Raw genomic sequence first — 14,595 nt, 5'->3', positions numbered from 1 at the left:
GGTGATGGGATGCACCGGCTGTTAGGTAAACTCATCGAGATACTTTCCAGAGAGGTCGACCGTTATTCGGGGTTGGTGGAGCTCATGCGGGAGGAACGAGGGCATATCGCCTCCAACAACGTCGATCAGTTGGACGAGGTATTGAAGCATCAGAACACGATCATCCTCGAGCTCAAAGCGCTGGAGGAGGCGAGAAAGGTTCTGATCAGGAAACTTGCCGAGCTCCTGGGCCTGCCCTTTGAAGGGGTCACCCTGAGGAAGCTGATCGACGTGGTCGAGGAGCCATACGCGACGATGCTGGCCGGATATGGAGATCGGATAGATGAACTGGTGGCCGAGATAAAGAGGTTAAACGATGATAACTCCTATCTCATAGATAAGTCCATCGAGTATATAACCGGCGCCCTTCAGATCTTTATCTCAGCGGGCGCCATACCAGGTCAGGGCAACCTGATATGTGACGTAGCTTAGCCATGTCGCTCATAAGTGGACTGGAAATAGGAAGGCGTTCGCTTAACGCCTATAAATCGGCTATCACCATCACGGGCCATAACATCTCCAACGTCGAGAACCCCAACTACACGCGCCAGAAACCCGATCTGAAACCCTCCATGCCCCGGTCCGGTATACCTTCAGGCGTCGATCTGGAGACGGTATCCCGTCAGAGAGATAGATTCGCCGACCTGAAATACAGGGAACAGGCGGCTCTCCTTGGGAAGTGGGATGTCCAAACCGGATATCTGGAACAGGTGGAGGGAATCGTAGGGGCCGATGGAGAGGGGAGCTTGACCGATCTGATGAACAGGTTCTGGAACAGTTGGCACGATCTGGCCAATTCATCTGAGTCGAACGCGACGAGAATATCGCTTGTCCAGTCCGCCCTCGCTCTGACCGACAAGCTAAATGAGATCAGCTCCTCGCTGAGTTCCATTCGATCGGTCCTGAACGATACGATTGAGGATAAGGTCTCCAGAGTCAACGATCTGCTCGAGGAGGTCGCCGAGTTAAACGTGAAGATCGCCTCGTTGATTCGAGGCGGTGGAAATCCGTCTGATCTGCAGGATAGGAGGGAGATGGCTCTGGACGAGCTTTCCAGGCTCGCATCGATCGGTTACTTGGAGAAGGGCGATGGGACGGTAAGCGTGAGGATCGGAGGCGTGACGCTCGTCGAGGGAGCCAATAGCTCCGCCATCGAGCTGCAGAAAGGCTCGAACGGAAATCTCATCCCCACTCTCGCTGGCAACTCCCTTCAGATAAGCTCCGGTGAGATCGGAGGACTGATCGAATTTAGAGATAAACTCGATGGGATGATCGGGAGGATAAATGAGATGGCCGGCTCGCTTGTCCGGAGGGTCAACGAGCTTCATTCCTCCGGATATGGGCTTGACGGGTCAAGCGGGATCCCGTTTTTCTCGGGTGAGAATGCTTCAGACATAACCGTAAACCCTGACCTTGTCGATGCCCCTGAAAAGGTGGCGGCGGCCGGTCAGCCGGACTCCCCTGGTGATAATTCCATCGCTCTGGCGATCGCCCGACTGCGAGATCAGTTCGATAAATACCACGCATCGACTGTGGCACTGATCGGTTCCCAAACGGCGCAGGCTGAGAGGGAGGCGGAGAACAACGAGATACTGCTCCGACAGATAGAAACGTATCGGCAGGGCGAATTCGGCGTCTCTCTGGATGAAGAGCTGACAAACCTCATAAGGTTCCAGAGAGCCTATCAGGCGGCGGCGAAGTTCGTCGCCTCGATCGATGAGCTGCTTCAGAGCCTGATAAACATGAAATAAGGAGGGGATAAAGGGTGAGGGTCACTCAGAGTGTCATGGCGGAGATGCTTAAATCCGACATACAAAGAAACCTGAAGAGACTGCAGGAGAGTCAGGAGATGATCTCCTCCGGCAAGCGCATCCTCAGCCCTTCTGATGATCCTTCTGCAGTTGGGCGGCTGATCGGATATAAGGTGGATCTGAGCCGATCTGATCAGATCCTGAAGGACATAGATAACGCCTTGGTTTTCCTAAACACGGCCGACTCGGTTCTTGCTGACGCTGAGAACCTCGTATCGAGGGCCCGTGAGATAGCTATCGAAATGGCGTCCGACACGGTTAACGCCCAGGATAGGATCCAGGCCGCCGATGAGATAAGACAGATCAAAGGACAGCTGATCCAGATAGCCAACACATCGGTGGCAGGACAATATATATTCGGTGGAACGAAAACGACCGAGCCACCGTATGAGGCTTCCGATGGCAAGGTGGTCTATAGAGGTAACTCAGACGTAATCCTGCGTCAGATAGGATCAGATGAGACGATCCGGGTAAATGTGCCGGGCCATGAGATATTCGGCAACGGCGAGGTGGGGCTGTTTAAGACGCTATCAGATCTGGAGAGAGCCCTCACCTCAAACGATATCGGGGGGATAAGGGATGCGGCAGATGAGTTGAAAGTGAACCACGAGACCATCCTTTCCGCGAGGGCGAAGATAGGAGGATACTCACAGAGGGTCCAGTTCGCCAAAAGCTCGATCGAGGGATTGAAGGAGCAGTTGGAGAAGATGATCTCGCAGATCGAGGATGTCGATCTTGCTGAGGCCTCGATCCAATTGGCCAGAAATGATAACGCATACAAGGCATCATTGCTGGCAGCGGCAAGACTACTTCAATCGTCGCTGCTGGATTTCCTGGGATGAGGCGAGGGAGCGAGCGATATGAGGGTTAAAACTTTAAGGTTTGGTGAAATTGAAGTAGATGAAGGGGAGATCATAACCTTCCCCGAAGGTCTGCTCGGATTTGCCGGGCATAAGAGATATGTTATCTTGGAACCCAGAGAGATAGCGCCGTTGAAGTGGCTTCAATCGGTTGATGAGGGCTGGCTGGCGTTCGTGATCGTCGATCCGTTCATCTTTAAACGAAACTACGAGTTCGACGTGCCGGAGGATTGCGCCAAACAGCTCGGAATGAGAGATGCATCTGACGCCATCGTATACGTCATATTGACGGTGGATGACGACCCCTCAAAGACGACGGCGAACCTTCAGGCTCCTATACTTATATCTAAGAGGACGAGATTGGCCAAACAGCTTATCTTGATGAACGGGGATTACGACGTTCGATATCCCGTCCTCCGCTCGGAGGAACAGGTGGAAGGAGAGAGCTATGCTCATTCTGGCCCGTAAGAAGAACCAGAGCATAATGATCGGCGACGATATAGAGATAATGGTCACCGATATAAGCGGTGATTGTGTCAAGCTCGGCATAAATGCTCCTAGACATATAAGCGTCCACAGGAAGGAGATATACGAGGCGATAAAGCGTGAAAACGAATCCGCCGCCAGGGTGAAGGAATCCGGCCTCAGCAGGCTAAGTATGATGTTCCAAAAACTGGGAAGAGGCAATGAAAGATAGAACCCGCCATGCTTATGAACGCATTTATATGGTCCTGCCCGATCATCTTTAGATAACCCTTGCAATCATACTCGATTTAGTTTATTCTAATGATGAGATGAAGCTCAAGCTGTCCTTGAATATCATCTTTACCTTCTTGTTTGTAAACCTCTGCGCGGGGGAATACAGGATTGGGGTGGACGATGTCCTGTCCATATCCGTGTGGAATCACCCTGAGATGAGCATCTCTGCTGTCCGTGTCAGACCTGATGGGAAGATCTCCCTGCCTGTGGTGGGCGACGTTCAGGCGGCAGGCTATACCCCCGCCGAGCTCCAGAGGGAGATCTCGACTGTCCTGAGACGATATCTGAGGGGGGAGCCGATCGTCACCGTTACCGTCACTCAGTTCAACAGCCTAAAAGTTAGCGTTTTTGGAGCTGTCGTCAATCCTGGAAGTTATACCTTTGTCGAACCGCCCACGCCGCTGGAGCTCATCGCCAAGGCGGGCGGCATGACTCAGAACGCAGATCCTTCCTCAGCGAGGATCGTTTCCTCTGATGGCATCAGCACCACGGTGGATCTATCAAAGGCGATTCTGTCGGGCGGCGGGCTGCCGAAGCTAAAGGCGGGTGATGCGCTTTTCATCCCTTCCTCCAGGAGGCCGCTTTCGCGGAAAGATGCTGGAAAAATCGTCCGGATAACCATCCTAGGCGGCGTCCGGTCTCCAGGAACATACGAGTTCCCCAAAACGCCTACCTTGGTCGAGGCCATCTCAAAAGCGGGATGGGTCAACTCGGAAAGCTCGCTCGAAAAGGTAAAGGTGATCAGAACGATCGCTGGTCGAAGCGAGTCGGTGAGCGTAAATGTGAGGGAGTTCCTCGAGAAAGGAGATCCCTCCCTGTTACCAGCCCTCGAATCGGGAGATCTGGTTCTGGTTCCCACTTCAAAAGAGGAGATCACCATCTTGGGTGGGGTGAACAACCCTGGCACTTATCCCATCATAGGACAGATTACAATCCTCGAAGCGATAGGAATGGCCGGTGGGCTCTCCGAAAAAAGCGATCCCAGAGCCGTTAAGATAGGGCGGAAAAAAGGGGGAAATTACGTTTGGAGCAACGTAGATGTGACCCCTTGGATCAATGGCAGATCGAGCTCAGGAAATCCACCGCCCACAGTCATTCCTGGTGACCTGATCATCGTGCCGGTCAGGAGGTTCTCCTTTTGGAGCGCGGCTGGGACTTTGAGAGCAGTTATAGCTTTTGTAGTTGATCTGATAGCTGTCTACGGGGTATATCAACTGGCGACAAGATGAAGCTTAAAGAGATGACCTTTCAGGATTATCTGGGCCTGATCGTCAGAAGGCGTAAGGCTATCATAATACCGGTGCTGGTAGCTTGGCTAGCTGTGATACCGGCGGCGTTGCTGATGCCAAAGGTCTACAGCGCTAGGGCGGTGGTGGAGCTCGGAACGGAGACGGCGAGGATGCTGCAGAGCGTGGGCCAGGTTGAGGTGCCTAGATATGAAAGCGAGGCATCGGTGCGAGAGAGGATCTTCTCGCGAAGTTACGTCCTTCAGGCAGCTGATAGGGTGAATCTACGTGGGCTACTGGCCAGAGAGAAGGGCAAAAACGTAAGGGACGATGATCTGATGGAGTTCTTCAGAAACGCCGTATCCGTCAGGGTAAACGGCGATCTGATGGAGATATATGTCGAGATGCCAGACCCGAATCAGGCGGCGAATCTCGCTAATTCCATTGCAGAGGTCTACATCAAAAACACCTCCTCCGCCAGACAGACCGCTGCCAGTCAATCCTACGAATTCTTGAAACAACAGGTTGAATATTACAGAAAAAAGCTTCAGGAAACGGAGGATAAACTGCAGAAGCTCAGGGAGAAAAACCCCATATTGACTTCCAAAGGTGAAACCTCCCTCGAAACCAAGCTGGAGAAGCTTAAAAACGACCTGTTAGATGTCGAGGTTCAACTCGAATCTGCCAGACGCGAGCTCGATAGGCTCACATCGAATCAGGGCGGAGGTGGTGAGATGGCGGCCGAACAGTTAGCCGTTATGAAAAAGAGGCTGGCTGAGCTCAGGACGAAATACAGCGACGAGTGGCCCGAGATCAAAAGGTTGAAGGAGGAGATATCCAAGCTCGAGGGCGAAGTAAGATCAAGTTCCGTCTCCCTTCCGATCGATTCGACCGAGCGAAACAAGAGGATTCTTGAGCTGCAGGATAAGATCTCGTCCTTAGTTCTCAAGAAGGAATGGCTCAGAACCGAGATATCAAAGTGGGAGAAAACGTTGAGAAAACTACCTCAGATCGAGATGGAGTTGAACAGATTAGCTAGGGAGAAGGAACTCTACGAGAGGAGTTACTCGCTTCTCTATGACAGGCTCAACAATGCTATGCTGGCTAAAGCGGCGGAGCTGGAGAAGCTGGGCACCTCAGCGAAATTACTCGATCCAGCGGTTCCGCCCACCAAACCGATCAAGCCTCGAAGGGTGAGGATGGTCATAATGGCCACCATTTTGGGATTAGGCATAGGGTTCGGTTCTGCGCTGTTGCTGGAATATTCGGATAGATCCTTCAGGGATGAAGAGGAGATGAGCGAGTTTCTGAGGCTTCCGATCCTGGCCTCGCTGCCAAGGTTGTCCGAATTGGAGTGAGAGATGAGGGGAAGCGTTATATCGAAGTTCAAAGAGGATTCGCCCGCCGCCAGCCAGATGCGTAGGGCAATAAGGAACATAAAGATGGCCGTTAATGGAATCAGATCGATTCTGATCACGAGCCCCGCCCGCGGCGACGGTAAAAGCCTTATAACCTCCCTTCTGGCGCTGACCCTCGCAAGGGATAATCCCGAAAGGCATGTTCTTATAATCGATTGTGACATGAGAAAACCGTCCCAGCATCTGCTCTTCAATATATCCCGTAGACCCGGTTTGAGCGAGCTTTTGGTGGAGATGACCGATATGGATGAGGCATGTAGAGAGACGGAGATGGAAAATCTATGGCTGATCCCCTCAGGCGGTGAGGCCAAATCGCCCGAACAGCTGCTCTCATCGCCTAGAGTCTCCGACCTTGTGAGGGCATGCAGAACGTATTTCGATTTCATCGTGTGCGATTCACCTCCTGTGTTGCCGGCTAACGATGCCATATTGGTGGGAACACATCTTGATGGCGTAGCCTTGGTGGTGCGGGCATATAAAACCCAGAGAGGGGAGGCGAAAAAAGCCCTGGAGCTGCTGAGATCGTCGGGGATCAAGATCTTCGGTTTGATAGCAAACGATATCGAAGTCAGAGGATATTACGGATATGAAAGCTAAGGTGATTCTCGCACTCATAATAATACTCATTCCGTCGACGGCGATCTGTCGGATCGACCCGCTTAAAAGGCATATAATCGAAGGAACGTATTATATGATGGTCGAGGGCGATCTGGCAAAGGCACAGGAAGAGTTCACCGCCGCTCTGAAACTCGATCCCCGAAATCCTGAGGCAGCCTTCCTACTCGGGAAGATCATATTCGACAGAGTTGTCAAAGGTGAACTTCCCAGGGAAAAGCTGAGGGATTCGGAGAGACTTCTCAACTTGGCTGATTTGGAGGGAATCATCTATAATAGGTTTCACCCTGATCTCCTCCACGGCCAAAGGGTGCGTAAATCGGCCTCAAAAAGGACAAGCTTCTGGAAGGGCGTGGAATCCGAAAGGGGAGGTCCGAAGGAGACCGCCATAGCCGTCTTTGAGATGCCCTTGTATCTGGGAAGAATTAAGCTGTTGAGCCCGGATGAGGAGGGATATACCAGGAGTCGGATATGTAGGCCGGGAGACGCGATACAGATCGAGTCGGGTGTGAAGTATCGGGTGGAGATCGAGAGGGAATTCAAGTCCCGATCATATATCAGATTCCTTATCCCTGTCGCCGCAGCTGCCGGAGCGCTGTGGCTGACGATGAGGTAGGTGCTCTTGCATGAGTCGAGGTAGAGGAGTCATTATCGCTTTAGGTATTCATTGCGCCATATGGTGCCTGATAATAGCATCCGCCTTAGGAGAGGAAGGGACAACGCACAGAGGGGAGATGCTTTATCTAGCGGGGGATTACGCCGATGCTGCCTCACTGCTCAAAGAGGCACTCAAGGTAAATCCCGATGACGTGGAAGCCCTTTTTCTCCTGGCCCTATCGCTTTATGAGCTCGGCGAGGATGATAAAGCGAAAGCCAATCTGAAACTCGCTCATGAGAAGCTATCCTCGCAACAAAACACAACGTCGAGCAAGTCGAAGTCCTTATGGCGGTCACTGGCTGGTACCCCGCTTCGGGGCGGGAGAGGGAAAGGTGAATCCCGCATAACATCGCTCAACCCGGCTCTTATCAAATTTCCGCCGGGATGTAAGGTTTCGGTGTTCAAAGGAGATACCCTTATAAAGCCTGATCCGCTCTACTCTACTACATCCCAACCGGTCTATGCCCTTCGGCCGGGTGGGGTCTACAGAATAAAGATCGAACCTGGAGAGTCAGCGATCAGTTCAAAAGGTCTTATCTGGATCGCCGTCTCAGCGGCCATAATCGGCTTTCTGGCGATGAGATGAGTTCGCTTTATGGGGTGGTCTATGAGGATAAAAGAGATGATCTTTTCGATTTTCCTTGTGTTTTCCCCTTTCCTCACGATGGCGGCTCCCGTTGTGGTTGAATTACAACAGGGGCTCGATGGATATGAGGGGTGTTATGATGCACATATCTTCCCCGATGCCAATCACGCCGGCAACATCGTAGACCTGAGCGTGGGAGGCGCGGATCAGTTCGGATTTCCAAATCTCGTGTTGATCAGATTTGATGGTATCAGAGAGGCCCTTGGCGAGACGCGGATACTGCATGCTGAGCTAAGGCTCTTCCTCAAAGAGGAACAGACATCAACGCCGGAGAAGATCTTCGCCTACAGAGTCTTGCAGAATTGGAATGAGGGATTCCTCGAAAAGGCAGGGGTTAAAGGATGGACCCAGTTCGATGATGGTGAAAACTGGAACGGAGAGGGACTCTCGGAGGCGGACGATAAAACTGCTGAGGACGGCAAGGCCGACAGGGCCGCCACTCCTATATCCTCTTCATCCATCGACGCCGGAACAGGCAGATGGTATGCCTGGGACCTCACCGAGGCGGTGAGAAACTGGTATGACGGAACGTGGAAGAACTATGGTATCGTGCTCATAGGCGAGGTGAAAGCCTTTTCGCTCAAGAGCTTTGCCTCCTCAGAGGACACCGCACAGCTCAACCGGCCGAAGCTTGTCATCACCCATATGCCTCCTGAGCTGATCGAATCCATCTCCTCCTATGATGAGGCAAATGCTGCCGATAACGACGGGGTATACCACCCCGGCCAATCCATCGTCATTTCCATCTCCTCACATAACAAACAGACGGGGCTCGTAGGGACCGTGAGGATACAGTCCGTCGGAATTATCCCGGGGATGCCAGGGGGATATGACACGGGAGAGAGACTGCTTGAAGATAAAGGGAACGGAACCTATGAGTATGTGTGGGGTACCGACGGACTGGGAGAGGGAAGATATCAGGTGACAGCGAGGCTCGTCGATCCAACTTCCAAGCGCGAGAGCATAAATAGCTCCCTCACCATTCAGCTCGATGCTACTCCTCCGGTGGCGATCTCCGTCTCCGTAAACGCCGGAGCAAAGCTGGTTACCAAAAGGGATATCACGCTCACCCTTTCCGCGAGGGACGCCACGTGGGCTTTCATCTCAGGAGATCTATCCCCCACCGATACCGTTATGAGATGGATCCCGTATGTCCAGACCGTTCCCGCAACTCTCTCGCCGGGGGATGGGATGAAAAGCATCAAAGTCAAATTCATGGACGGCGCGTCAAACGAGAGCAATGAGCTTGAGATACAGGTTCAGCTGGATGAGATGCCTCCACAGATCGAATCGGTTAGCTCCCATGATGTGGATAACCCAACCGATGCTGATGGAATTTACCGTCCTGGACAGAAAATTCTGATAATCGCTAAGACAAAGGAGGGAGAGAAAGGACTGAAGGGGCTGATCAGAATATCGGGGAAGGGATATGACACTGGCGATCAGCCGATGAAGGATGAGGGGGATGGCAGCTATACATATCTCTGGGAAAGCGGCGGGGTGCCAGATGGGGAATATACGGTCACTGTGACTTTAACCGATACCCTGAGCAGATCGACCAAGAATTCAGATTACAAGATCACGCTTAAAGGCACCGGGCCATCCAATCCGAAAGTGGCGATCCTCAACGCCGCTCAGTTCACGACGAGTAGGGATGTGATGCTTGCCCTCCAAGCGGAAGGTGCGGCAGAGATGTTTATCTCAGGGGATGTAGTTGACGATGTTAACACCTTCAAATGGATACCTTATAAACAGAGCTTATTGGTGACGCTTACCAAAGGGGATGGGCTCAAGACGATAACGGTCAGGTATAGAGATGCATCGCTAAGCGAAAGCCAAGCCTCGACATCTATAACCCTCGAGACTACTCCTCCGGCGCTCCTCAACTTCGGAACGTTGACGATCAAGGAAGATGGGGGAGGGACGATGACCTTGTTCTTCAGCGAGGATATCTCCAAGGTAAACCCCACCCTCTTCTCGCTATCGCTCTCTTCAACCGTCGATCCGACCAAATCTGCTCTGATAACCGGTTCATCGGTGAAGCTCTCCACAGATGAAAACAGGGTGTATCTCGATCTACCTTCAGAGCTAGTGGATAAGCTCAGAGGAGTAGGGGCCATATCGGGCAGAAACATGATACTCAACCTCGATCTCTCCCCGGGCAGCGTTCAGGACAGGGCAGGTAATCCCAATCCTCAGACGAAGATAGAGAAGTACGAGCTCGATCTTGTCAACCCGATAGCTTTGTCGAAGGTCGAGCTGTTTACGAGTTTCATCAGCCCGAACGGAAATGGCGTCAATGATACACTTGATTTCTCCTACATCCTGGCTGAATCGGGTGACGTGGTCCTAAGGGTTCTCAACGAGAAGGGAGAAACTGTCTTTGAAACGAAATTTACGACTCGCCTGGCAGGCGTGAAATACGAGGAGAAATGGGACGCGAAGGTGGATGGAGCTCCTCTCGCCGATGGGAAGTATTCATTGAATCTCTTCCTGATAAAAGGGGAAGGAGAGGTGAAGCTCAATCCTGAACCCCTCAAATTCATTGTGGACACTATCCCACCTCGCGTAACTTCCGTTCAACCGATAAGCGGTAGCCGCATCCCCGGATCGATTTCACTGAGCGCCGGATGCGAAGATGAAAATGGGATATCCAAGGTGTATCTACTGATCGATTCCGATCCGGAAAGCCGTGTTGATCTCAGACAAAGTGAGGAGGGCAGATATATCACACCATCTCCGCTGACCCTTTCTCCGGGCCACAGATCGATTCAGATACACGTCCTCGATAAGGCCGGCAATGAGTCAGTTAAAACCGTCTCCTATACCGTTACAGCATCAGTCAGACCGATCCTTTCGTTTTTTAACTATCCCAACCCGTTTTCCGCCGGTAGCACGACGCGGATCGTTCTTATCCTAGGGGCACCCGTGGAAGAGGCTGAGCTGATGATTTATGACCCGGCGGGCAAACTGGTCTTCAGGAGGAAAATGAGTGGGGAAGAGGGCGAACATCTGGTGGAGTGGGACGGTAGAGATCTCCAGGGTGATCTTCTCCCCCGCGGTATCTACTTCTGCAGAGTTGTGGTCGGCAAGGAGGAGGGAACATTTAAGATAGGCATCAAATGAGGTGTGAGGATGTCGCGTACCATCGTGATTTCGCTTTGCCTTATGATGCTGGGCCATGCGATATCGGCCGAGGCAGGAGCTCCATCACCCTTTGAGATAGGGAGCGGCATAAAGCAGATCTCGCTCGGCGGAGCCTTCGTCTCCATGGCGGATGACCCCACCGCCGTTTTCTGGAACCCGGCCGGGATGGGGGCGATGAAAAACCCTGAGGTGAAACTGGAGGGAAGGCTTAAAACCTTAGGCACAAATCTGATAACGCTCAGCGGCGCATATCCGGTGGAAGGTCAGGGCACGATAGGACTTAGCGGGCTCTATTACGACTCCGGTCCCGCCGATTCGTACTCCGAATCCGGAGTGAGGCTCGGAACCTTCTCCGATAAAAGGATGGCGCTTACAATTGGGATGGGATACAAATCGGGGCTTCTCTATATCGGGGGAAATGGATTTTATCTGTGGCAGGGGATGCGAGGCGAGGGGATAAATGAAAGCGGAAACGGATACGGTATCACGCTTGGGGCGATCTATCAACCGGATGAATCCCTGCGCCTCGGCATTGCGTTCCGAAGCAAGGCCAAACTGAAATGGAGCGACGAGGTTGAGGAGGAGATCTCTCCTTCAGCGAGGATAGGTCTGCTTTACTCGTTCAAGAGCTACAATTCCACCTTTAAGGTGGAGGCGGATTTGATCCAAGTTAAAGGTGAACCATTAAAGCTGTCCATCGGAGCTGAGATGGCCGGCGAGGAGGAGGGAAACGCCTTCTTCATAAGGGGCGGAATGGCCGACGTATACATCGAAGGGGGAAAGACGGGCCTGTCGCCGGGGGAGCTCACAAAGCTCAACATCAAACCGGCGATGGGATTCGGTTTCAGATGGAAGCTTTCGGGAGGTGGAGCGCTGCTTTTCGATTACGCACTCAGATTTGAGCCCACAGGCATGAGACACTTCGTGAGCGTGGGATATGGGGTCGAATAATGATATAATTTAGGATGGTTAGGGGAACGGTGGTTGAGGGGTAATGAGTTAGAGATTAACGAGGAGGTTTGAAAGATGGTAAACGTGGGAATAGTCGGTTATGGATATGCGGGGAGATGTTTCCACGCATATCTCGTGAGCCTCACCGAGGGATTGAACCTTTATGCCGTCTCATCTCGTTCGCCTGAAAGGCGTGCCCAGGCCGAGAGGGATTACGGCGTCAAGACCTATGAGACCATAGATCAACTGATAGCCGATGATAACGTGGACCTGGTCATCATCGCCACTCCGCACTATACCCACGCTGAGCTTTCGATCAAGGCGATGGACGCCGGCAAACACGTCGTCACCGATAAGGTCATGTGCATGAACGCCGCTGAGGCCGACGCCATGATCGAGGCGGCGCGCAGGAATAACGTCATGCTGAGCGTCTTCCATAACCGCAGATGGGATTGGGATTACCTCACGGTCAGGAAGATCATAGAGGACGGGATGATAGGGAAGCCCTATCGCTTCGAGACGGCCATCATGGGCTACGGCCCGCCGAGGGGATGGCGCGGGATAAAGGAGATGAGCGGCGGGATACTGTACGACTGGGGCGCGCACCTGGTCGATCAGGCGATGATCTTCGGGAGATATCAGATAGATTCGGTCTATTGTGAGATTCAGGATCTACACAAGTGGGAAGGAGTTGATATCGGAAACTTTGGAAGACTAGTGATGAGGTTCAAGGACGGGTTGATCTATGAGGTCCAGATCAGCAACCTCGCCAAAACCCAAAAGCCCAGATGGTTCGTGCTGGGCGATGAGGGCTCGATAATCAAATTCGGCCTCGATCCCCAGGAGAGGCCGATGGTGCAGGGGAACATAGACGCGGCCGAGGAGCCGCCCGAACATCACGCTCGGGTCTGGACGAAGGTGGACGGCGAGTGGAAAGAGATCGTCGTCGAGCCGGTCAGGGGAAGTTGGAAATCCTACTATCAGAACATCTCGGACGTGCTCAACAAGGGCGCTGAGCTCGCCGTCAAACCGGAGGAGTGCCGTAAATGTATGGTCGTCTTCGATGCCGCCATGGAATCCGCTGAGACGGGACAAACGGTTAAGGTGGAGGGATGAAAGCCCGGGGCTTTCATCCCCCTACTTTGTCGCGAATATAGACCGTTTTGCCGGTGCGGGCGCTTTTAAGAAGCGCCTCCATCATCTGCTGAACGATCAGGCCGTGTCTCAGCGGCGCCATACACTCCTTGCCGTCAAGGATGCATTCGATGAAATGGTTGGCGATGTTGTCCCACGCCTCAGGACCTCTGGGCAGGTTGACGGTGATATCCTGAGGAGCGCCGTTCTCCGTCCGATAGAGCGTCAGCGGGTTCATCCTCGCTCCGGCTTCCGTGCCGAAAAGTTCGATCTGAAACTCACCCGGCTGATGTGATGCCCAGAAGCTTTCGACCTGAAGCCCTATGCCGTTTTCGAACCTGATGAACCCCCCGGCGTAGTCATCGGCCTCAAACTGCTCGTAGATCTCCCTGGGAGGGGTTGAGAAATCCCAATAACCCAGCCCTTTCGGCCCAAATTTGGCTCCGGCGACGCCCATCACGCAGATGGGTTTGGGCATTCCTAGGATCCACCAAACGGCGTCAAGCACGTGAACGCCCATATCGCGGAAGGCTCCTCCTCCCTTCTTGATGAATCCCAGGTTCCAGGCGGGGATTCCGCTGCGACGGACGCTTCGAGCCCTGGCATAGTAGAGTTCCCCGAAAAAGCCCTTTCGAGCCAGATCTCCCAGGTAAAGGCACGTCCGACTGAACCGAGTGGACAGAGACATCATGTTGACAACACCCGCCTTTTCAGCCTCCTCGACAAGGGTGGCGGCGGCCTTCTCGGAATCGGCGAGAGGTTTGGTCACAAGCACGTGTTTGCCGTTTCGAACCGCCTCGAGGGCGACGGGGACGTGCAATTGGTTCGGCGTTCCGACGAATACGGCGTCGACCTCGGGGTCCTTACACATCTCCCTGTAGTCGGTATAGAACTTGACCTCGCCTGGCAACTCTTTGGCGAAGTCTCTCATCCTCTCCTCGATCAGATCACATAGGGCGACCACCTCGCCGCGGGGATTTCTCGATATGGCGCGGCCGTTGACTCGACCTATTCCCATCCCGACTATTCCAACTCTCACCTTATTCGCTGCCATGGGTTGACCCTCCTCGATATCATATCCGGAGTTGACGCTGTTAGCATAACTCAAAAGGGGAGGAAAATCAAGGTGAACACAGAGCTTCTCAAAAATTTCGGGGAAGCTGTTGGATTGCGGCGGCAGGTTCTCCGGAGGGCGGATCAGTTCGGCGGGGGCGCGGGGCTCCGCGCCCCCGTGGGAGGGTCATATCCTGACAAGATGAACTGAGCATGAGATGCAGGGATCGTAAGCCCTTATGACCATGTTGATCTTGAACTTTATCTCCTCGTCGCTT

General features: G+C 53.1%; 14 protein-coding genes. 13 read left to right on the top strand and 1 reads right to left on the bottom strand.

The genetic code is table 11. From position 1 onward, the window contains the following. Positions 1 to 9 precede the first annotated feature (9 nt). The 13 genes from J7M22_04990 to J7M22_04930 all read left to right on the top strand — a co-directional run bounded on the left by J7M22_04990 (position 10) and on the right by J7M22_04930 (position 13,246). Entirely contained in the window at positions 10 to 471 is a 462-nt protein-coding gene (locus J7M22_04990) for a flagellar protein FlgN (protein MCD6505965.1), read from the top strand. Between the two features lie 2 nt (positions 472 to 473). Beyond that, positions 474 to 1,790, top strand: a complete 1,317-nt coding sequence (gene flgK / locus J7M22_04985; GenBank protein MCD6505964.1) for a flagellar hook-associated protein FlgK — start codon at positions 474 to 476, stop codon at positions 1,788 to 1,790. 14 nt (positions 1,791 to 1,804) lie between these two features. Next, on the top strand, positions 1,805 to 2,692 hold the full coding sequence (flgL, locus tag J7M22_04980) for a flagellar hook-associated protein FlgL (protein MCD6505963.1): 888 nt from the start codon (positions 1,805 to 1,807) through the stop codon (positions 2,690 to 2,692). 18 nt (positions 2,693 to 2,710) lie between these two features. Further along, positions 2,711 to 3,178 (top strand): flagellar assembly protein FliW, encoded by a 468-nt coding sequence (locus J7M22_04975; protein ID MCD6505962.1) that lies wholly within the window; start codon positions 2,711 to 2,713, stop codon positions 3,176 to 3,178. Further along, entirely contained in the window at positions 3,159 to 3,407 is a 249-nt protein-coding gene (csrA, locus tag J7M22_04970) for a carbon storage regulator CsrA (protein ID MCD6505961.1), read from the top strand. Before J7M22_04975 ends, csrA begins: the two co-directional genes overlap by 20 nt. Before the next feature lie 97 nt (positions 3,408 to 3,504). Then, positions 3,505 to 4,698 carry an SLBB domain-containing protein gene (locus tag J7M22_04965; protein ID MCD6505960.1) on the top strand — a complete coding sequence of 398 codons (1,194 nt, stop codon included), beginning with the start codon at positions 3,505 to 3,507 and terminating at the stop codon, positions 4,696 to 4,698. Then, positions 4,695 to 6,053, top strand: coding sequence for a hypothetical protein (locus J7M22_04960; GenBank protein ID MCD6505959.1), 1,359 nt, complete (start codon positions 4,695 to 4,697; stop codon positions 6,051 to 6,053). Before J7M22_04965 ends, J7M22_04960 begins: the two co-directional genes overlap by 4 nt. A gap of 3 nt (positions 6,054 to 6,056) precedes the next feature. Further along, positions 6,057 to 6,710: a CpsD/CapB family tyrosine-protein kinase gene (locus J7M22_04955; protein ID MCD6505958.1), complete on the top strand. Its 654-nt coding sequence runs from the start codon at positions 6,057 to 6,059 to the stop codon at positions 6,708 to 6,710. After that, positions 6,700 to 7,344: a hypothetical protein gene (locus tag J7M22_04950; GenBank protein ID MCD6505957.1), complete on the top strand. Its 645-nt coding sequence runs from the start codon at positions 6,700 to 6,702 to the stop codon at positions 7,342 to 7,344. Before J7M22_04955 ends, J7M22_04950 begins: the two co-directional genes overlap by 11 nt. Positions 7,345 to 7,462: 118 nt before the next feature. After that, positions 7,463 to 7,972 (top strand): tetratricopeptide repeat protein, encoded by a 510-nt coding sequence (locus tag J7M22_04945; protein ID MCD6505956.1) that lies wholly within the window; start codon positions 7,463 to 7,465, stop codon positions 7,970 to 7,972. Between the two features lie 21 nt (positions 7,973 to 7,993). Continuing rightward, complete coding sequence (locus J7M22_04940; GenBank protein ID MCD6505955.1) at positions 7,994 to 11,158, top strand: DNRLRE domain-containing protein; 3,165 nt, start codon at positions 7,994 to 7,996, stop codon at positions 11,156 to 11,158. A gap of 9 nt (positions 11,159 to 11,167) precedes the next feature. Next, positions 11,168 to 12,130: a hypothetical protein gene (locus J7M22_04935; GenBank protein MCD6505954.1), complete on the top strand. Its 963-nt coding sequence runs from the start codon at positions 11,168 to 11,170 to the stop codon at positions 12,128 to 12,130. A gap of 75 nt (positions 12,131 to 12,205) precedes the next feature. Further along, the gene (locus J7M22_04930; GenBank protein ID MCD6505953.1) at positions 12,206 to 13,246 is read left to right on the top strand and encodes a Gfo/Idh/MocA family oxidoreductase; all 1,041 of its coding nucleotides are present in this window, start codon (positions 12,206 to 12,208) and stop codon (positions 13,244 to 13,246) included. A 13-nt stretch (positions 13,247 to 13,259) separates the two neighbouring features. Here J7M22_04930 and J7M22_04925 read toward each other — a convergent pair whose 3' ends face one another. Next, positions 13,260 to 14,318 carry a Gfo/Idh/MocA family oxidoreductase gene (locus J7M22_04925; protein ID MCD6505952.1) on the bottom strand — a complete coding sequence of 353 codons (1,059 nt, stop codon included), beginning with the start codon at positions 14,316 to 14,318 and terminating at the stop codon, positions 13,260 to 13,262. Positions 14,319 to 14,595 lie beyond the last annotated feature (277 nt).

It is taken from the genome of Candidatus Poribacteria bacterium, assembly GCA_021162805.1.
Taxonomy (GTDB): Bacteria; Poribacteria; WGA-4E; order B28-G17; family B28-G17; genus JAGGXZ01.
The sequence above is the reverse complement of the archived record's forward strand: the minus strand, read 5'-3'. Positions and strand labels throughout refer to the sequence as shown.